The 19,297-nt window shown below is 72.3% G+C and carries 15 protein-coding genes and 2 pseudogenes; 14 read left to right on the top strand and 3 right to left on the bottom strand.

Annotation, left to right across the window (positions count from 1 at the left end):
• Positions 1 to 4: 4 nt before the first annotated feature.
• From K336_RS20065 to K336_RS0103150, 3 genes and pseudogenes are all read left to right on the top strand, one after another.
• Positions 5 to 217 (top strand): annotated as a pseudogene (locus tag K336_RS20065) (hypothetical protein); the annotation flags it as partial.
• 31 nt (positions 218 to 248) lie between these two features.
• On the top strand, positions 249 to 1,136 hold the full coding sequence (locus K336_RS14020) for an AAA family ATPase (protein ID WP_211223431.1): 888 nt from the start codon (positions 249 to 251) through the stop codon (positions 1,134 to 1,136).
• Positions 1,137 to 1,140: 4 nt separating this feature from the next.
• Positions 1,141 to 1,752: an RloB family protein gene (locus tag K336_RS0103150; RefSeq protein ID WP_211223430.1), complete on the top strand. Its 612-nt coding sequence runs from the start codon at positions 1,141 to 1,143 to the stop codon at positions 1,750 to 1,752.
• Positions 1,753 to 1,764: 12 nt separating this feature from the next.
• Here K336_RS0103150 and K336_RS0103145 read toward each other — a convergent pair whose 3' ends face one another.
• Positions 1,765 to 2,784 (bottom strand): DUF2207 family protein, encoded by a 1,020-nt coding sequence (locus tag K336_RS0103145; RefSeq protein ID WP_028706269.1) that lies wholly within the window; start codon positions 2,782 to 2,784, stop codon positions 1,765 to 1,767.
• Between the two features lie 462 nt (positions 2,785 to 3,246).
• Between K336_RS0103145 and K336_RS14015 the strand changes: the two genes are divergently transcribed.
• Genes K336_RS14015 through K336_RS14000 form a run of 6 tightly spaced genes read left to right on the top strand, consistent with a single transcriptional unit; the run spans position 3,247 to position 9,300 of the window.
• Positions 3,247 to 3,759, top strand: a complete 513-nt coding sequence (locus tag K336_RS14015; RefSeq protein WP_226906018.1) for an adenylyltransferase/cytidyltransferase family protein — start codon at positions 3,247 to 3,249, stop codon at positions 3,757 to 3,759.
• Positions 3,756 to 4,511 (top strand): CDP-alcohol phosphatidyltransferase family protein, encoded by a 756-nt coding sequence (locus K336_RS0103135; RefSeq protein WP_211223429.1) that lies wholly within the window; start codon positions 3,756 to 3,758, stop codon positions 4,509 to 4,511. The genes K336_RS14015 and K336_RS0103135 overlap by 4 nt, the downstream gene beginning before the upstream one ends.
• 1 nt (position 4,512) lies before the next feature.
• Complete coding sequence (locus K336_RS0103130) at positions 4,513 to 5,421, top strand: glycosyltransferase family 2 protein (protein ID WP_028706267.1); 909 nt, start codon at positions 4,513 to 4,515, stop codon at positions 5,419 to 5,421.
• A 36-nt stretch (positions 5,422 to 5,457) separates the two neighbouring features.
• The gene (locus tag K336_RS14010; RefSeq protein ID WP_051245358.1) at positions 5,458 to 6,660 is read left to right on the top strand and encodes a GumC domain-containing protein; all 1,203 of its coding nucleotides are present in this window, start codon (positions 5,458 to 5,460) and stop codon (positions 6,658 to 6,660) included.
• Entirely contained in the window at positions 6,653 to 7,891 is a 1,239-nt protein-coding gene (locus tag K336_RS14005) for a glycosyltransferase family 2 protein (RefSeq protein ID WP_021796798.1), read from the top strand. Before K336_RS14010 ends, K336_RS14005 begins: the two co-directional genes overlap by 8 nt.
• Positions 7,888 to 9,300: an O-antigen ligase family protein gene (locus K336_RS14000; RefSeq protein ID WP_155944970.1), complete on the top strand. Its 1,413-nt coding sequence runs from the start codon at positions 7,888 to 7,890 to the stop codon at positions 9,298 to 9,300. The genes K336_RS14005 and K336_RS14000 overlap by 4 nt, the downstream gene beginning before the upstream one ends.
• Here K336_RS14000 and K336_RS16765 read toward each other — a convergent pair.
• Positions 9,236 to 9,865 (bottom strand): hypothetical protein, encoded by a 630-nt coding sequence (locus K336_RS16765; protein WP_051245357.1) that lies wholly within the window; start codon positions 9,863 to 9,865, stop codon positions 9,236 to 9,238. The genes K336_RS14000 and K336_RS16765 overlap by 65 nt on opposite strands.
• Positions 9,866 to 9,928: 63 nt before the next feature.
• On the opposite strand from K336_RS16765, the gene K336_RS0103105 reads away from it, so the two are divergent.
• The 5 genes and pseudogenes from K336_RS0103105 (at position 9,929) to purQ (ending at position 18,199) form a co-directional block, all read left to right on the top strand.
• Positions 9,929 to 11,443 (top strand): oligosaccharide flippase family protein, encoded by a 1,515-nt coding sequence (locus K336_RS0103105; RefSeq protein ID WP_028706266.1) that lies wholly within the window; start codon positions 9,929 to 9,931, stop codon positions 11,441 to 11,443.
• Between the two features lie 156 nt (positions 11,444 to 11,599).
• Entirely contained in the window at positions 11,600 to 15,322 is a 3,723-nt protein-coding gene (locus K336_RS0103100; RefSeq protein WP_196807731.1) for a fibrinogen-like YCDxxxxGGGW domain-containing protein, read from the top strand.
• A gap of 5 nt (positions 15,323 to 15,327) precedes the next feature.
• The gene (locus tag K336_RS13990; protein ID WP_051245355.1) at positions 15,328 to 16,143 is read left to right on the top strand and encodes a WecB/TagA/CpsF family glycosyltransferase; all 816 of its coding nucleotides are present in this window, start codon (positions 15,328 to 15,330) and stop codon (positions 16,141 to 16,143) included.
• Between the two features lie 222 nt (positions 16,144 to 16,365).
• A pseudogene (locus K336_RS0103090) lies at positions 16,366 to 17,523 on the top strand (phosphoribosylaminoimidazolesuccinocarboxamide synthase).
• A gap of 1 nt (position 17,524) precedes the next feature.
• On the top strand, positions 17,525 to 18,199 hold the full coding sequence (gene purQ, locus K336_RS0103080) for a phosphoribosylformylglycinamidine synthase subunit PurQ (protein WP_028706263.1): 675 nt from the start codon (positions 17,525 to 17,527) through the stop codon (positions 18,197 to 18,199).
• A gap of 13 nt (positions 18,200 to 18,212) precedes the next feature.
• Here purQ and K336_RS0103075 read toward each other — a convergent pair whose 3' ends face one another.
• Positions 18,213 to 19,199, bottom strand: coding sequence for a sugar-binding transcriptional regulator (locus K336_RS0103075; RefSeq protein ID WP_028706262.1), 987 nt, complete (start codon positions 19,197 to 19,199; stop codon positions 18,213 to 18,215).
• Positions 19,200 to 19,297: the final 98 nt, after the last annotated feature.

Below are 19,297 nucleotides of genomic sequence, written 5' to 3'. Positions count from 1 at the left end.
GGCCGTGGGCCTGCTCGGCCGGGCCATCGCCGAGCCGGGCACGCGCCTCTACTGGCCGTACGCCGCGGCGGCCGCGGCGCAGACCCCCACGGCCTACGACGTCGACTTCACCGTCGACGAGGTGCGCTACCACTACGAGCTCGAGGCGATGGCCTGGGGCATCCGCAGGGAGTCCCTCCACTCCTATCCCAGGGGGAACCCGGCGCAGGCTCTTCGTCCGCGAGCAAACCGGCCCCGAGGCCCCGATCGTGGTGCGTGCGGGCTCCTCGCTCAAGGGCCCCACCGCCGAGGTCCGCAGGCTGGTGACCCCCGGCGACCTCCTGCTCGCGGTCGCCGCCCGGTACCGGCACGACGCCCTGCAGCCGATCGCGCGTGGCCTGCGCACAGGCGCCTCGACAAGCGTCGTGGGCCGCAGCGACGACGACCAGCAGGTGCGCCTCCAGTGGCTCATGTCCCGCATGATCGAGGACCCGCAACGCTGGAACGGCATCGTCGACGTCCTGGCCCACGTCGCCGACCTCGGGGTCGCGTCGGTGCGGGTCGAGGAGAAGCAGGTCCCGCAGAAGATCCTGGAGAGAATGCGGGCCGTCCTCGCCGCGGGCTCCGGGGACGATCCCGCCGAGATCCCAGCGGACGCGATCGCCCCGGTGGCGCGGTCCCTCGTCTTCACGCACTCCGGTCCGGCGGGGGAGTCCTTCGAGCTCCCCCTCGGCTCGCAGAGCGACGGCACCGTCGCGTGGCTCGCCGCTGCGGCACCGGCCGTCGACGTCCTGCGCAGGGGCGGTCTGCTCGTCGTCGACGAGCTCGACGCGAGTCTTCACCCCGCGCTCAGCTCGGCACTCGTCACGATGTTCAAGGACCGGGACGTCAACCCGCGCGGCGCCCAGCTCCTGTTCAGCAGCCATGACACGGCCCTGCTCGGCAATGCGCCGAGCCGCCTCCTCGGCCGCGACGAGGTCTGGTTCTGCGAGAAGGACGACGCCGGCGCCAGCGAGCTCGTCCCGCTCTCGGCGTACGCCACCCGCCGGGGCGACAACGAGCAGAAGCGTTATCTGACGGGCCGCTTCGGCGCGCTTCCCAGGGTGGACCTCTCGGGTCTGCTCGGCATCGTGTCCGACCCGGACGGGGCGGAGTGACCCGATGGGCAGGCGCATCCGTCGTTCGTCCCGTCCCCGCCCCGAGCGGCGGACCGTCCTGCTGGTGACCAATGGGGGCAGGACCGAGAAGACTTATCTTGGGAAGCTCAAGGGAAGGGTTCCACGCGATGCGAACCTCAGCATCATGGTCATCTGCCAGGAGGGCAAGGAACCCGAGACGATCCTGCGCAACCTCGTCCGGGGCGAGACCGATCTCCGCGCCTACGACGAGACCTGGATCGTCGTCGACCACGACGGGGCCGACCGTCGGGACTTCCTCGCCCGGTGTGGGAAGGTGTCGAAGGATTCCGGGAGCAGAGTCGTCGGGGTGGTCTCCGTGCCCTGCTTCGAGGTCTGGCTCAATGCCCACTACGAGCAGGTGCAGAACTATCGGGACCAGAAGGACGCGCAGCGGCACTACGAGCGCCTGACCGGGCTGAGCGGCAGGAGCGCGAAGGACCTGCCCGGTGACTTCCCCTTCGACCGGGCGGTGGAGGCGGAGACCCGGTGCACTCTGCGCGGCACCTCGGTTCCCGGTACGAACGCCCGGGGCCCCTGCCCCTCGACGACGATGCCGCACCTGCTGCGCAGTCTCGGGCCCCTCCGGGCGCGGTGAGGCCGGGCCGCCTCAGAACTCCCCGTCGCCCTCGTCCGCCAGACGCGCCCCGGCGTCGACGAAGCCGGTGACCGCCACGACGAAGGCGCTCACGGGGCGCTCCCCGCCCGGGGTGCGGAACCAGCCGAGGTCCAGGTCGACCGCCCGGCCCCAGCGCTCGGCGCGGTCGACGACCTGCTCGATGACCCGCCCCAGCCTCTCGGCGCCGCCGAAGGCGAGCGCATAGCCGAGCGAGTCGCGCAGGACCGCCGGGGCGTCCTCGACGAGGACGCGCTCGGGCCCCATCGAGTCGAGGTGCCGCCGGTAGGCGAGCAGCTCGTCGCGGGTGCTCGCGCCCTCATCCGTGCGCCTGCCCAGGAGGCGGCCCAGGGAGGCGAGCTCGAGACCGGCGACGGCGATGAGGACCGGGCCGACCACGACGCTCCAGTGGCTCGTGGCCATGACCCGGATGACGCCGAGCACCGCCAGCACGAGACCGACGACGATGACGACGCCGCCCGCCCGGCCCCAGCGGTCGGTGCGCGTCGAACCGTGCTGGAACCAGCCGCGGTCCATCGCGTCGTCGTGCAGCTGCCGCCTCGCGCGCGGCAGCGCCCGTTCCGTCGAGGTGACGACGCTCGAGAGCGTGATCGGCTCGTCCGGCCCGACGAAGAGCTGGTCGAGCAGGAAGTGCTCGAAGCCGTGCAGGCCCTCGCCCCCGGCGGGCCTGGCCGTGCGGGTGAGCACCCAGTCGTGCGCGGGCCGGTCGGGGCGGGCGAGCGCGGTGATGCCCAGGAAGCCGCGCTGGGCGAGGTCGATGAGCGTGATGAGGACGTCCCTGCTGGTCGTCTCCCCGTTGAGCAGCGCGTCGACCATGCCGGGCGTCAGGCCCCTCGGGGCGGCGGTGACGGGGTCGTCCTCGATGAGACCGGGGCGGGGCGCCGGGGCGCGCCGATCGTCCGCGCGGAGCCGGCGGGCGCGGGCGACCACGATGCTCGCCGCGAGGACGGCTGCGACGCCGGTGATGAGCACGATGAGTGCCGGTGTGTCCACGATGCGACCTCCGCGGCCAGCCTATCGGCAGGGCCCGCCCCCCGTGCGGGACGGACGTGCGGGCGATGGTGATGCGCGTCCCGGGTCCGGTCGGGTCTGCTCCCGTGCGGGACGGGCATCCGGCGCCGGGGCCGGTCGAACCCGCTGCGGCAGCCGACTCCGGGACCCGCGGGCGGACGGCCGGTCCAATGACCCCGTTCAAACGCACCTTCGAGGCGAGCCGGGACCCGCGGGCGGACGGCCGGTCCCCGGCCCGGAGCCGCCCTCGACCCGGGCGGGAGCCGTCGCCCCGGCGGGGCTCCGGTCGGGTGGGCGTCGACGGGCCCTCCGCGCCGCCGGCGCCGCGCCCGAGAGTCGGCCATCCGGGGAAGAATGCCGGTGTTCGCGCTGATCACGACAATTCTGGGAATTGTCTGTGGGAGGACTGTCAATGAGGTAATTGATACCTGGCAGAATGGGTGCGTGCACACCCCTCATGAGAAGAATGATCGCATCACCGGATACGTGCCCGGCGGCTTCGACATGTTCCACATCGGGCACCTCAACGTGCTGCGCGCCGCACGCAAGCACTGCGACCGCCTCGTCGTGGGCGTGGCGGCCGACGAGTCCCTCTACCGCATGAAGGGACGCATGCCCGTCATCCCGCTGCGCGAGCGCTGCGAGCTCGTGGCCTCGCTGCGCTTCGTCGACGCCGTCGTGGTCGACCTCGACCAGGACAAGCGCCTGGCCTGGCGCCTCCAGCCGTTCGACGTCCTGTTCAAGGGGGACGACTGGAAGGGGACCCCCAAGGGCGACCAGCTCGAGTCCGAGATGGCCGAGGTCGGCGCCACCGTGTTCTACCTGCCCTACACGCCCAGCACCTCCAGCACGAAACTGCGCCGCTTCATCGCCCCCGAGGACTTCGCGGACGAGGACGTCGACGGGACGGCGGACGCCGAGCGCGGAGCGGTCGCGCACGAGGCGGGGGCCAGGTGAGCGCCGCCGGGCCCGTGGCCGCCCGCGCCGGCTGGGGCGGGCGCGTCCGCCGTTACCGCGCCGAGCTCGACGCGGCCCAGAAGCCGGGCGACGGCGTCCCCGCCTACACGCGCTGGGTCAACCGCCGCGGAGCCCGCCTCGTGGCGGCCCTCGCCGCGGCCTCCGGGCTCACGCCGAACGCCGTGAGCGCCCTGTCGTTCCTCCTGTCGGCGCTCGGCATGGTCGTCCTCCTCGTCTGCCGCCCGGCCGCTTGGGTCGGACTGCCCGTCGCCGTCCTGCTCGCCCTGGGCTATCTGTTCGACTCGGCCGACGGCCAGGTCTCGCGCGTCACGCACGCCGCCAGCAGGACGGGCGAGTGGATCGACCACGTCGCCGATGCCTTCCGCTCCCCGGCGATCCACCTGTCGCTGGCCGTCACCACGGTCCTGCACTCCGGACGTCCCTGGTTCGCGCTCGTGGCCGTCGTCCACGCGTGGGTCACCTCCGGCCAGTTCCTCTCCCAGATCCTCGCCGAGCAGTTCGTACGGGCCGCCGGACGCAAGCAGACCCGCGGCGGCACCCTGCGCTCCATCGTCCTGCTGCCGACCGACCCCGGCGCGCTGTGCTGGTCGTTCCTCCTGTACGGTCTGGGCGCCCCCTTCCGCGTGATCTACACGCTGCTCGCCGTCATCGCCCTGGCCCACTCGATGCTCTCCCTCACGCGCCGCTACCGCGATCTGCGCGCCCTCGACGCAGCCGCCCGGGAGGGCTGACGTGCCGCGACTGTCCGTCCTCCTGCCGGCGCACAACGCCGAGCGCACCGTCACCCGGGCGGTGCGCTCGACGCTGGCCGCCCTGCCCCCCGACGCCGAGCTGGTCGTCGCCGATGACGGCTCCACCGATCGCACCGCCGAGCGGGTCCTGGCCGGCGCCGCCCGGCGGGGCGTCGTCGACCGCAGGTTGCGACTCGTCGATGCCGCCCCGGGCCCGGGCGGCATCACGCGCGTCCTCACCCAGCTGCTCGAGACCACCGACTCCGAACTCGTCGGGCGCATGGACGCCGACGACATCTCGCTGCCGGGCCGCTTCGGCGCCGCGCTGGCCCGCCTCGACGACGGCGACGACATGGTCTTCCTCCAGCAGGTCGAGCTCCGCGAATCGGCCGGCGGAGGCCTCCGCCGGGTCGTCCCGCGCGCGCCCTACCCGATCGGGCCCGACGAGTTCGCCCTCCACCTGCTCCTCACCAACCCGGTCTGCCATCCCACGATGGTCGCCTCCCGCCGACTGCTCGAGCGGGTCGGCGGTTACCGCGACGTCCCCGCCGAGGACTATGATCTGTGGCTGCGCTCGGCCAGCGCCGGAGCCCGCATCCGCAGGCTCGGCCGCTGGGGCCTCGTCTACCGCGTCCACCCCGCGCAGACCACCGCCTCCGCCCGCTGGCGGAGCGCCTCCTGGACCGACGAGCGGCAGCAGGACGCCTTCGCCGAGCTGTCCGAGCGCCTCACCGGCGTCCGGCTCCAGCGGATCGTCTCGATGGCCGTCCTCCCCCCGGCCGAGCGCGAGGCCGGGTTCGCCCGCTTCGCGGCTGCCGTCGAGCCGGCCATCGCCGCCCTCGGCCCCCGCCGGGCCGCCGTCCTCACGAGACGTCTCGCGGCGCGCCGGTCCTGGCTGCGCGCCCAGTAGAGTCTTTTCGAGCAGTACCTCCGAAGGAGAGACCGCATGAGCATCCTCACACCGCCGCCCACCGGCGGCCCCCAGATCCTGGGGCACGAGCTGGCGCGCCGCTGGAAATCCGTCGTCGCCGGCATCGTCCTCGGCGGCCTGCTCGCCGTGCTGTATCTCATCGTCCTGCCGGGCTCGCACACCGCGACCGCGACGGTGACGATCACCACCCCGTCCTCGACCCTCGAGCCGGCCGCCCGCACCTCGCTGTCGAGCACCGACATGGTGACCGAGAAGGCCATCGCCAAGTCAGCGGTCACCCTCCAGCAGGCGCTCGACTCGATGCCCGGCACCGACCTCACGCTCGACGACCTCAAGGGCGCCCTCACGGTCGAGGGCGACACGAACGGCACCATCGTGTCGATCTCCTGGTCGGGGAGCACCCGCGAGAAGGCGGTCGCGGTGACCGATGCGATCACCGCCGCCTACATCCACCAGCGCACCGGCCTCATCGAGCAGCGCGCCGACGAGTTGTCCGCCGCCATCACCGACCGGATCAACGCCCTCAACGCCGAGGCGGCCGGGCTCGGTTCCGGCGGCCAGGCCCGCGCCGAGGCGATCCAGACCGAGCTGACCGAGCTCGCCAAGCAGCAGGACCAGCTGGCCGCCTACCACACCACGGCGGCGCGGGTGCTCACCGGTGCCGCGGACTCGCCCGACGACACGACGCCGCCCCGGAAGAAGGTCCTGGCGGCCGGGCTGGCCGTCGGCGTCGTCCTCGGCCTGGCCATCGGCCTCGTCCGCGAGCGCCGGGAGCGGCGGGTGCTCTCTGCCCTCCAGCTCTCCGACCTCACCGGCCTGCCCGTGTGGAGCGCCGACCAGGATGTCGCCCCGGTGGCGCGCTGGGACGCTCCGGCCCAGGTGTCCGCCCTGGCCGTCGGCAAGGAGTACGAGCTCATCGTCCTCGCCGACGGCGCCGACGCCCGGGCGCTCGCCTTCGCCGAGGCCATCGGCCGGGCCCGCGGCGTCCAGGGCGCCGCGGCCCCCGTCCTCGTCGATCGGCGCATGCCCCTCGCCGAGGTCATCGAGCGCCTCGGCTCCGGCGGCCGCATCCTCATCGGCGCCGCGGTCGGCGACCCCCTCGCCGAGCTGCACCAGCTGCTCGACCAGCTGGACGTCGCCGAACGCGACGTCGTCGGCGTGATCCTGCTCGACGGCGGGTTCTACTTCGCCCAGGCGACCAGGGGCGGGTATGCCTGACACCGACGTCCCGCGCGACGAGATCGACGGGGCCGGCTCGCGCATCGTCCAGCTGGACCGGACGACCGGGCTGGTGAGGACCATCAGCGGGGCCGGGCAGGCCACCGCCCTCGTGCTCGTGCGCGACGGCGGACGCACCGCCGGGGTCGTCACCGTCGACTCCGACTCCGAACCCGCCTCCGCCCCCCGGGTTCTGGCGCTGCCGCCCGCTCCCCGGCGCGCCTGGGACGAGGGCGCCGGCGCCTCGCTCGGCGCCTCCGTGGTCCTGTGCACGACGGGCGACTGCGAGCTGCTGCGCTCCGCCGTCGAGGCGCTGCTCGCCCAGACGCACCCCGATTTCGAGCTCATCGTCGTCGACAACGCCCCGGCCACGGGGCGCACCCGCGCCGCGCTGGCCGGTCTCGAGGACGCGCGCCTGCGCATCGTCGAGCAGGCCGTCCCGGGCCTGTCGTGGGCCCGCAACACCGGCGTGGCGGCGGCGCGGCGCCCCGTCATCGCCTTCACCGACGACGACGCCCTCGTCGATCCCGGGTGGCTCGTCGCCCTGCTCGACCCCCTCGCCTCCGACCCCGACCGCGTCATCGGCGCGACGACGGGCATGGTCCTGCCGGCGGAGCTGCGCTACCGGGCGCAGCGCTGGTTCGAGTCCCGCGGCGGCTTCCCCAAGGACGACGTTCCGCGCGTGTGGACGATCGGCCCGGCCCCGCGTTCGGTGCGCCGCTTCGGCGCGCCCGGCGAGGGCGGCCCCCTCTACCCGGTGACGACGGCCCGCGTCGGCGCCGGTGTGAGCATGGCCTACCGCGCCGAGGCGCTCGCCGACGCCGGCGACTTCGACGTCCGGCTCGGTGCCGGCACCCCGACCCGCGGGGGCGAGGACCTCGACATGTTCGCGCGTCTGCTGCGCACCGGGCGGGTCATCGTCCACACCCCCGATGCGGTGCTGCACCACCGCCATCGCCGCACCGCGGCCGGCCTGGACGCCCAGATCCGCGGCAACGGCTCCGGCATGTCGGCGCTCATCGTCAAGTCGGTGCTGGAGCGCCCCGCGACGCTGCTCGTCCTGGCCGGGCGCGTGCCCGGCGTCGCCGCCCGGCTCAGACCCGGCTCGGAGCGCGTCGCCGGCTCGGACGACGACACCCCGGGCTCCCTCACGCGGTCCGAGATCAGGGGCTTCCTCGAGGGGCCGTGGTGCTACGCGAGGGCGGCCAGGGCCGCGAAGGGGCTGCGATGAGCCCCCTCGGCGGATCCGCCGAGGGGGCCTGGCGGAGCGCCCCGGCGGCCGGCCGCTGGCACCGCACCGGGGACGACCCGGCGCGGGCCACGCTGCGCCCCGAGGCGTCCGCGCTGCCGGTCTGGCCGTTCGTCCTGCCCTTCGCCGGCTACATCCTCTGGTGGGTCCTCGGCATCGGCGACATGATCTGGCCCGTCATGGCCCTCGTCATGCTCGCCCTCATGGCGCGCCGTCGGGGGCTCGACTTCCCCCGCGGCTGGTCGGTCTGGGCCTTCTTCCTGGTCTGGGCCGCGGTCTCGATCGTCGAGTGCGACACCTCGGGGCGCGTCATCGGCGCGCTCTACCGGCTGTCCATGCTCCTGGCCGCCACGGTCTTCGCCTGCTACGCCTACAACGCCCGACGCACCCTCACGCTGCGCGTCTACGGGGGGACGATGACCTGGTTCCTCCTGTCGACCGTCCTGGGCGGCTACCTGGCCATACTCGCCCCGAACCTGCAGATCGACACGCCGCTGTCCCACGTCCTGCCCGGCGCGCTGACCTCCAACAGCTTCATCCACGACTTCGTCCACCGCTCCACGACCCAGTGGGACCAGAACGCGTGGATCAGGACCGACCCGCGCCCGAGCGCCCCGTTCGTCTACGCGAACACCTGGGGCAACGTCTACTCGCTCATCCTGCCCGTCGTGCTCGCCCATGCCGCGCTGCTGCGGCGGGAGCGCTCGCCGCGACGCTGGCCCGTGGCGGCCCTCGTCGCCGTCTCGATCGTCCCGGCGGCGGCCACCCAGAACCGCGGCATGTTCGTCGGTCTGGGGGTCGTCGCCCTGTGGGTGGGTCTCCAGAGGACCCGCTCCGGACGCCTGCCCCAGGTGCTCGCCGGCGCCGGCGTCGTCGTGGTCGCCGCGCTGGTCTGGTTCGTCTCGCCGATGGGGCAGTCACTGCTCAGCCGCGTCCGGGCGAGCACCTCGACGGGGGACCGACTCGTCAACTACGTCGAGACGCTCAGCGAGCTGCGCGGTTCGCCGCTGTTGGGCTTCGGGGCCCCGCGTCCGGCCGCGGCGCCCTGGCTCCCCTCGCTGGGCACCCAGGGCCAGTTCTGGACGGTCCTGTTCTCGCACGGCGTCGTCGGTGCGGTGCTGTTCATGGGGACCTTCGCCGCCGCGGTCTGCTACGCGTGGCGCTGCCGGGACCTCGTCGGCGCGGTTCTCGGCGGGATCGCCCTGGCCACGCTCGTGGAGTCGTTCTACTACGGGATGACGACGGGCATGATGGTCTCGCTCGTTGCCGTCGCGCTCCTCGTGCGCTGGCGCGAGGGGGGCGGTGCGTCGGCCCCCTCGCCGCCGGTCAGCACGTCGGATCGTCGGGGAAGCTCTCTCCGGAGATCTTCCAGGAGCCGTTGGAGTTCGTGAGCATGAAGATGGTGAGCGAGCGCTTCGGCTGGGAGGCGTGCAGATCGGTTCCCTGGTCGTCGAGCACATGGACGGACGAGGAGTCGACGCAGGCCTGCACCGAGACCGTCGCGCCATCGTCCGAGACCCCGACGATGCCGGGGTTCTCGATGGTCGGGGCGCCGTTCTGGTGCACGCCGGTGCTCGCGAACTCGTCGGCCTGCGCCTCGTACGAGTCGAGCTCGCCGTCGGTGAGCACGCCGGACAGATCCGCCGGGTTGCCCGGGTCGGACAGCGCCGCGGCCGTGCGGGTCAGTGCGTCGCGGGTCGTGGCGGCGGCCTCATCCTGCGACAGGGGCGGAGCCGGCTCGGTGTGCGCGCTCGAGGCGCTCTCGGACGGCGAGGCCGACGCGGAGACCCCGGGCGAGGAGCTCGCTGTGGTGCCCGGGGAGGCGCCGCTGGTGCCCTCCTCGGTCGCCCGGGTCCTCGACCGGATGGCGGCGACGGCCACGACGAGCAGCAGGACCACGGCGACGATCGCCGCGACGAGCAGCGTTCTGCGGGAACGGACGGTTGTGAGGGGCATGGGGCACCAACTGACGTGTAGCGGGCGGGTCAGGGTGATGCTACCCCCGAACGGGGCGCTCGGGTGAGCGGGCAGGGGGAGAGCCGCGTCGCGCTGGCCCGCGGCGGGATCGTCGGCTTCGTCGGGGCGGCACTCAGCGCCGTCCTCGGCTTCCTCCTCTCGGTGCTGCTGGCCCGCCTCCTCGGTTCGGCCGGCTCGGGCGTCGTGACCCAGGCCACAGGCGTCTTCTCCCTCGTCATGGCCATGGCCAAGCTGGGCTTCGACTCGGCTGCGATCTACCTCATGCCGCGGTTGCGCGTCGACCGTCCCGAGGAGATCCGCCCCTGCCTCGCCTACATGGGCACCCTCACGGTCGTCATCTCGCTCGTCGTCGTGCTCGTCCTCGAGCTCGTCGCGCCCCTCATCTGGGGCGGGGACGATCCGTCGGTGCGCGACGCGATCCGTGCGATCCTGTGGTTCATCCCCGTCGGCGCGCTGACGGTCGTCGCCGCCGCTGCGCTGCGGGCCCTCGGGAACATGCGCGAGTACGTCCTGGTGCAGAACGTCACCCTGCCGGTGCTGCGGCCGGTGCTCGTCGCCGCGGCGGTCGCGATGGGCGGCTCGCTGACCGTCGTGTCCCTCTCGTGGGCGCTGCCGTTCGCCGTCGTCCTGGTCCTCAGCTGGTTCCTCCTGGTCCGCCATCTGCCCGCCGAGGACCGGACCGGGCCGCAGCAGCGCTGGCCCGGGCGGGGGCGGCGGCGCGCCATCATGGGATTCGCCCTGCCACGCACCCTCTCGGCCGCCCTCGAGCAGGGCCTGACCTGGCTCGACGTCCTCATCGTCGGCCTGCTCGCCGGCAACGGCGCGGCTGGCGTCTACGGCGGCGCCAGTCGTTACATCCAGGCGGGTCTCATCGTCGACACCGCCCTGCGCATCGTCGTCTCTCCGCAGTTCAGCAGACTCATGCACATGGAGCGGATCGGGGAGCTGCGCGCCCTCTACTCCACGGCGACGATCTGGCTGGTGCTCTTCGCCACCCCGATCCACCTGCTCATGGCGATCTTCTCGCCCTGCCTCATGCTCATCCTCGGCCCCGAGTTCCAGCCCGGGTCGTGGGTGCTCGTCATCCTGTGCTGCGGCGCCATGGTCACCTTCTGCGCCGGGAACATCCACTCTCTGCTCATCATGAGCGGGCGCAGCGGTTGGGCGGCCCTCAACAAGGCCGTCGTCCTGGTGGTGAACGTCCTCGGCAACCTCGTGCTCGTCCCGATCATGGGGATCGACGGTGCCGCGCTCAGCTGGGCGGTGTGCATGGTCGTCGACGCCGCGCTGGCCACGGTCCAGGTCGTCCACTTCCTCGACGTCCGCCCGGTCGTCGCCGACGTGCTGCGCCCGCTGCTGGGCGTCGGGGCCTGCGCTGGCATCCCGTCAGGTCTTGTTGCCCTCGCCCTCGGACGGGACTCCCTCCTCGGTCTCGGGCTCGGGATCCTCGTCTCCGGAGTCTGCCTCGGCGCCATGTGCCGCCTCATGCGCGAACCCCTGCACTTGTCAGGGCTCGGTTCAATGCTAGGGTCAAAGATCGGGAGACGACAAGGGTGACCCGTAGGGGTCTTTCACAGTCGATCCTCAGCATCGTCCAATCCTTCCGACAGCTTCTCGTGGCAGCGCTGACGTGGCATAGTGGTGGCCGTCATGCAGTTTCGACACTGCGCCGCCCTCCACCCCGAGGAAGATATGCGCCCCCATCGCATGTGCGTGTCAGCCCTTGTCACGCCGCTCATGATTGTCGCCATGGCCGTGTCCGGCCTCTCTCCTGCGGTCGCCGATCCGGCCGCCGACCAGGGCGGTGCCGCGCCTGCCGCTGCGGGCTCCGAGTCCACCGCCCACGACGGCCGCACCGAGGCAACCGCAGCGGCCTCCTGCTGGGAGATCAAGCAGCACGACCCTGATTCCCCTGATGGCACCTACTGGTTGCAGACGCCCGCCATGGACGCCCCCGGCCAGTTCTTCTGCGACCAGAGCACGGACGGCGGCGGCTGGGTCATGATCGGTCGCGGCCGCGACGGATGGCAGACCCACACCCAGGGCTGGGGCGACCAGTCGCTGCTACTGACCCGCGACCGTTCCGGCGGCAACGTCGACGTCGCCCAGCTGCCGGCTGCCACGGTCGACGGGCTGCTGAACGACCAGCCGGTCTCGGACCTGCCCGACGGCTACCGCGTCGTGCGGGCGGCCGACGCGAAGGGCTCCCAGTGGCAGACCCTCGACATCAAGCCCCATCAGACGCAGGGCTGGGTCTGGCCGTTCAAGACCTACACGACCTATGACTACCGCTTCGGCAACGACTCCTGGACCGGGGCGCAGCAGACCATGGACCAGCCGCTGAACAGGAACTGCAAGTGGTACAGCTTCGGCGGATGCACCACCTCGCTCGACGTGCGCTCCACCTCGGCCAACAACTACGAGACGGGCTGGGCCTACTCGAGCCGTGCGAGCACCGGTGACGGCACTTTCGTCCGCCAGCTGAGGAGCGGCGGAAACCGCTTCCCGTTCTCCGAGGTGTACGTCCGCCCGCGGATCAGCTCCGACGACTCCGGCTTCGCCTCCATCCCCGACACCGGGACGAGCGCGATCCCCTCGCGCACCGACAACGCCGCGTCCGAGTACGCCCAGCGGACGAGCTGGGGCGTGAGCGGCAATCTCACCGGCTCGGTCGCCGAGGGCAGTATCCAGGTGCAGGCCTTCGCCCAGGTCGGCGGCACCATGTTCGTCGGCGGCAACTTCACCGGCGTCCAGCAGGGCTCGTCGGGCCAGGTGCATCCCTCGAAGGCGCTCGCCGCCTTCGACGCGAGCACGGGCGAGTGGAACAGCGCGCTCTCCTTCGACTTCAACAACCAGATCCACGACCTGCTGGCCCTGCCCAACGGGGAGCTCCTCGTCGCAGGCGACTTCACCTCTGTCAACGGCTCGGCGCACTCCGGGACGGTCGTCATCAACCCGACCACCGGCGCCGTGGACGAGTCCTGGGACCTCCAGGTCGTCAACCGCCTGTCGAGTGGCGTCCTGTCCGTCAAGACGCTGGCCACCGACGGCGCCAACATCTACCTCGGCGGCGCCTTCACCCATCTGTCCGGTCAGGGCGTCTCGAACTCCTACGGGCGCTCCGCCGCCCGCGTCTCGCTGAGCGGGCGGCCCGACCGCTCGTGGAACCCCGAGTTCAACGGCAGCGTCTGGGGCTCGGCGGTCGATCCGTCCAGCGGCAAGTACTTCGCCGGCGGCTTCTTCTCGAAGTCGCGGAGCACCCCCGTCAAGTGGGCGGCCTCGATCCTCACGAGCCCGGGCGCCGCGGTCGACACCTCGTTCACCTTCGTCGGCTCGGTCACGACGGATTACTACAAGTACACCCGTCCGAAGAAGATGTACCAGGAGTCCGTCAACGCCGTCGGAGGGAACGTCTTCTTCGGCGGCTCCGAGCACAGCCTGTTCCGCTACGACATCGCCTCGATGACCCGTCAGTCCGGCTCGGTCACGCTGGCCAACGGCGGTGACATCCAGGCCATCGAGTCGCACGGCGGCGTCACCTACGCGTCCTGCCACTGCTCCGACTTCGCCTACCAGGACGCCTACAGCTGGGACAACCTGCCCGGTGAGGACTGGACCGAGGCCGACCCGATCCGCTGGGTCGGCGCCTGGGACTCCGCCACGGGCAAGCAGCTGAACTGGACCCCCTACAACCTGAGCTCCAAGCGCGCGACCGGCGCCTGGGCCCTCAAGGTCACCGACGGCGGCACCCTGTGGGTCGGCGGCGACTTCACCAACTCGTACACCTCGCTCACGGGCCGGCAGTGGAACGGCGGCTTCGCCCTCTACGGCCCCCGCGATGACGAGCCCACCGAGGCCCCGGGTCGGCTTCGCGTCACCGGCTCCGCCTCCGACACCGTGAACCTCGCCTGGGACGCCGTCCCCGGCGCCACGAAGTACGAGGTGCTGCGCGACGACCGCACCATCGCCACGACGACGGCCACCTCGCTGACCGTTCCGCGCGGCGGCGACCAGCGCTACTTCGTCCGCACCGTCGACGACAACGGCAACATCAGCGCCTCCTCGACCGTGGCCACCGCCTCCGGCTCCGGCGGGGCCGAACCCGCCACCCCGGTCCTGCTCGACGACACCGGCACCTGGTCCTACCTGCCCAGTGCCACCGTCCCCGCCGACGACTGGACGGCAGCCGACTACGACGACTCGGCCTGGAGCACCGGCGCGGCCCCGATCGGTTACGGCGACTCGGCGCTGACCACGACGATCACCCCCGGGGCCGCCTCGCGTCGACCGATCACGACGTACTTCCGAAGTTCCTTCACCGTGCCCGACACGACGTCGCTCGCCGGGGTGTCCGTCTCGTACGTCGCCGATGACGGTGCGGTGGTCTACGTCAACGGCACCGAGGTCAGCCGCACCCGCATCGACGCCGGCCCCGTGCGCGCCGACACCCGCGCCAATGCGATCGCCAGGACCTCCGACGCGCGCGCCCACCGCACGGTCGTCACCGTGCCCGCCGACTCGCTCGTCGCTGGCGAGAACACCATCGCCGTCGAGGAGCACGTGAACTACCGCTCCAGCGCCTCCATGACGATGCAGGCCCGGGTCACCCGCATCGAGCGGGCCCAGGACGCCGACGGGGCGGCCGACCGCGCCGGGGCCTCCGACCAGGCCGGTCAGGACGCCGACGAGGCCGACCAGGCCACCGATCCCGCCGGCGCCGATGACCGGGCCGCCGATGACCGGACCGGCGACGACCGGGCCGCCGACGACCAGGGGGCTGGGGACCGGGAGGCCGCCGACGCCCGTGGCGCCGACGGCGGCACCGGCTCCGCGAAGGATCCGGGCGCCGCTCCGGCGACTGGCATGCCCCTGGTCCCGGTCGACGCGACCACCGCCACCGGCGAGATCGTCCCGGCGGGCTCCGAGTGGTCCTACCGCTACGAGACCACCGCTGCCGACGACGGCTGGAGCAAGGACGCCGATCTGAGCGGCTGGCGGACCGGCAGGGCCCCGTTCGGCTGGGACTCCCGCAACAGCACGATCAACACCCCGCTCGAGAAGGGCGTGGCGAGGACCGCGTACTTCAGCCGCGACGTCGACCTGGGCGCGCTCACCGACTCCACGAGGCTGACCCTCAGGGTCCGCGTGGACGACGGCGCCGTGATCCGCGTCAACGGCACCGAGGTCGGGCGCCTGCGCATGGAGTCCCGGGACGTCGACCACGATGGCAGGCCCGACAACGTGATCAGCTTCACCGACAGCGCCACGCAGGAGGTCACCGCCGCCTGCGCGTCCGCCGACGAGAACATGTTCACCGTGGAGCTGGACCGCTCGCAGCTGACCGACGGCGTCAACCGCATCGGCGTCGAGACCCACTCCAACAGTCGGATGGCCTCCTCGCTCACCTTCGACGCGACGGCGACCCTGGAGCGCTGAGCGCGATGACGGATCGGTGCCCGGGGGGCCTGGACCGGGAGTTCCTCGAGCGGTTCGCGCGCGAGGCCGGGCGCCCCGGTGCGGTGGTCACCTGGCTCAACCACTGGTCGCTCCTGCACGCCGACTGGCCCGCCCTGTCCCGGATGCGGCTCATCGGCTTCGACGGCACCCTCCTCCAGATGGTGCTGCACCACCACGGCCACCGGGTCGGGCGGAGTTCCGCGGACCTGGTGCTGCCGATCGTCCTCGACGAGGTCCTCGCCCCGGACGACAGGGTCGCCCTCATCGGGGCCGCCCCCGGCGTCGCGGCCGCCGCGGCGGGGCGCCTCGGCCGGCACCCCGCGATCGTCTTCGACGGCTACGGGGGGCTCGAGGCCCTGCTGGCCGATCCGTCGGCCCTCGTCGACGTCGCGCCGCGCCTGGTCGTCATCGGACTGGGGGCCGGACTCCAGGAGAGGGTCGCCCTGCAGATCCACGAGTGGCTGCCCGACGCGGCGGTCGTCACCGCCGGCGGCTGGCTCGACCAGCTCGACCACGCCGAGCAGTACTTCCCCGGCTGGGTGCACCGCATGCGCCTGGGCTGGGCCTGGCGCATCGTCCACGAACCGCGTCGGCTGTGCGGGCGCTACACGATCGAGGCCGCCCGCTTCCTCCTCGGGGCCGGCGCGCTCGTCGAGCTGCTCGAGACGATCGGCCCCTTCAACGGGCTGGGCATCGACCGCTGCACCGCGCCGGGCCCCGCGGGCCGCTGGGACGGGACGGGCGCCGCTCCTGCGGCGTCCGCGGCCCTGCTCCGCGGGGCCCGGCGCCCGGGGGCGTGAGCCGGCTCGCGGATGACCGCACCGGCCCGTGCGTGCCGCAGGCCGGGCCCTCTTCCCGGTCGGCCGGAGCCCGCCCGGCTCCGCTCTGGCCGGTCTGTTCGCTCCCCGGGGCCGACCGGTCCGCGGCGTCCGCATCACGACACGGCGTCGATGGCCCCGTCGCGATCGCGCCGGCCCGTGAACCGCCGTCCCCGGGGGCGCTCTCCGGCATAGGATGGGCGCGTGACTGACCCCCAGTATGCAGATCTCGGTCTTCCCCTCCTCCACGCCGGCAAGGTCCGCGAGCTCTACTCGCTGCCGGACCGCCCCGGGCGGATCCTCATGGTCGCCACCGACAACATCTCGGCCTTCGACCATGTCCTCGACTCCACGATCCCCGACAAGGGGATCATCCTCACCCGACTCTCCCTGTGGTGGTTCAACCGCCTCTCGGGCATCGTCGCCAACCACGTGGCGAGTACCGACGTCCCCGAGGCCGTCAAGGGCCGCGCCGTCATCGTCCAGGAGCTCGACATGATCCCCGTCGAGTGCGTCGCCCGCGGCCACCTCACCGGATCCGGCTGGGAGGAGTACCGGAGCACCGGCATGGTCTGCGGCGTGAGGCTGCCCGAGGGCCTGCACGACGGCTCGGAGCTGCCCGAGCCGATCTTCACGCCCGCCATGAAGGCCCCCGTCGGCGAGCACGACGAGAACGTCACCTTCGACGAGATGGTCGATCGCCTCGAGGTGCCCGACGACGGCGAGCGGGTCCGCAACCTCACGCTGTCCCTCTACCGCGCCGCCGCGCCGGTGGCCCGCAAGCGGGGCATCATCCTGGCCGACACGAAGTTCGAGTTCGGCAAGCTCCCGGACGGCACGATCGTGCTCGCCGACGAGGTGCTCACGCCCGACTCGTCCCGCTTCTGGGACGCCGGGGCCTACGACGAGGACGGCTCCCTCGTGAGCTTCGACAAGCAGTACCTGCGCGACTGGCTGCTCAACGACTCCGGCTGGGACCGCGGCTCCGGCGCCCGGCCGCCTGCGCTGCCCGACGAGATCGTCCAGGCCACCCGGGCCCGCTACCTCGAGGCCTACGAGCGGCTGACCGGCGAGCGGCTGGCCGTCTGAGCGGCCCCGCACGATAAGGTTCTGATCATGTCACGAGTTGTTGTGGACGTCATGCCCAAGCCCGAGATCCTGGATCCCCAGGGCAAGGCCATCACCGGTTCGCTCGCGCGGCTCGGCTTCGACGGCCTGTCGGTGCGGCAGGGCAAGCGCTTCGAGATCGAGGTCGACGGGGCCATCACCGACGAGCGTCTGGCGCAGATCCACGAGGCCGCTGAGAAGCTCCTGGCCAACACCGTGATCGAGGCCTTCGCCGTCCGCGTCGAGGAGGACTGACATGGCGCGGATCGGCGTCGTCACCTTCCCCGGCACCCTCGACGACCAGGACGCGCTGCGCGCCATCAGGATCTGCGGCGCCGAACCGGTCGGCCTCTGGCACGCCTCGGACGACCTCCAGGGCGTCGACGCGGTCGTCCTGCCCGGAGGCTTCAGCTACGGCGACTACCTGCGGTGCGGCGCCATCGCCCGTTTCGCTCCGGTCATGGACGAGGTCATCGCGGCGGCGGGGCGGGGCGTGCCGGTCCTCGGCATCTGCAACGGCTTCCAGGTGCTGTGCGAGTCGCACCTGCTGCCCGGCGCCATGATCCGCAACGAGTGCCGCAGGTTCATCTGCCGCGAGCAGCGCCTGCGCGTCGAGACCGACGACACGACGTGGACCTGCGCCTTCGTCCCCGGCGAGGAGATCAGCATCGTGCTGAAGAACGGCGAGGGCAACTACATGTGCGACGACGACACCCTCGAGGCCCTCGAGGACAACAGGCAGGTCGTCTTCCGCTATCTCGACAACCCGAACGGCTCGCGGGCCGACATCGCCGGTGTGACGAACCGGAGCGGCAACGTCGTGGGCCTCATGCCCCACCCCGAGCACAACGTCGACGAGCTCATCGGCACGTCGCTCGACGGGCGCCGCTTCTTCGAGTCCGTCCTCCAGTTCCTCGCGGCCCGCGTCTGAGCCGTCGGGCCCCTCAGGCCTCGACGACGGCCTGCGCCGTCGCCGCGTCCACGACGACGTCGGTCATGAGACCGGCGCCGAGGACGGTGCGGATGGCCGGCGACTTCGCAGGGTCGGCCGCCACGAGCAGGCGCCGGCGGATGCGGCGCAGCTCGTTGAACGGCAGTCCGGTCGAGCGCGCGTTGACGTCGATGCGGTCGGTGCTGGAGTCGGTGCGGAAGAAGATGCCGCCCAGGTTGCCCACGACGTGCTCGCGCTCCATCTGCGCCATGTCGGCGGCGGTCAGGTAGCCGGAGTCGTAGAGATGCCCGGGCAGCTCGCCGTCGGGCGTGCCGACGCTGGTGAGCAGCAGGTCGGCCCCGGCCCGCAGGGCCAGCACCTGCTGGATGGACTTCTCCCGCCACATCGCGGCGCGCGTGCTCGCCGAGTCGAAGAAGGCGGGCACGGGGAAGTAGTGCACCTGGGCGTCGAAGGCGTTGCCGATGCGGTCGAGGATGAGCCCGGCGTAGTTGGTGCCGAGCGTGGCCACATTGCCCGAGCCGTGCAGCTGGACGATCTGCATGTCGGGGACGGGGTGAGGGCGGAGCTGGAGCGAGATGTTCTCGACCGTGCTGCCCCAGGCGACGGCGAGGATGACGCCGGGTCGGACGAAGGCGTCGAGCCAAGAGGCCGTCTGGACCGCGACGGCCAGCATCCGTTCCCGGGCGGTCTCGGAGTGCTCGACGGGGGCGACGGTGGCGCTCACGCCGTAGCGCTGCTCGAGCTCGTGACGCAGCTGGTCGGTGGGACCCTCCTCGCGGTGCACGGTGAACTGGATGACGCCCGTCGCGCGGGCCCGGGCCAGCATGCGCGAGACCGTGGAGCGCGAGACGCCGAGCTCGGCGCCGACCTCCTCGACCTTCTTCCCCTGCACCCAGTAGAGCTCGGCGGCGTCGGCCAGACGCGCGCGCTCGACGGGGCGCAGCGCCCGGCTCGTCCTGCCCGACTGTCCGACGATCATGCGATGACTTCCTGGATCGAGGGCCCGCAGGTGCGCGGGTGCCTCCTCGGCGAGGCGACTCCCAGCATACCGCCACACTGTCAACAATGCGATATTTT

It is taken from the genome of Propionibacterium acidifaciens DSM 21887, assembly GCF_000426605.1.
Taxonomy (GTDB): Bacteria; Actinomycetota; Actinomycetes; order Propionibacteriales; family Propionibacteriaceae; genus Propionibacterium; species Propionibacterium acidifaciens.
Note: the sequence above shows the minus strand (reverse complement) of the source record. Positions and strands in the feature narration are given on the sequence as shown.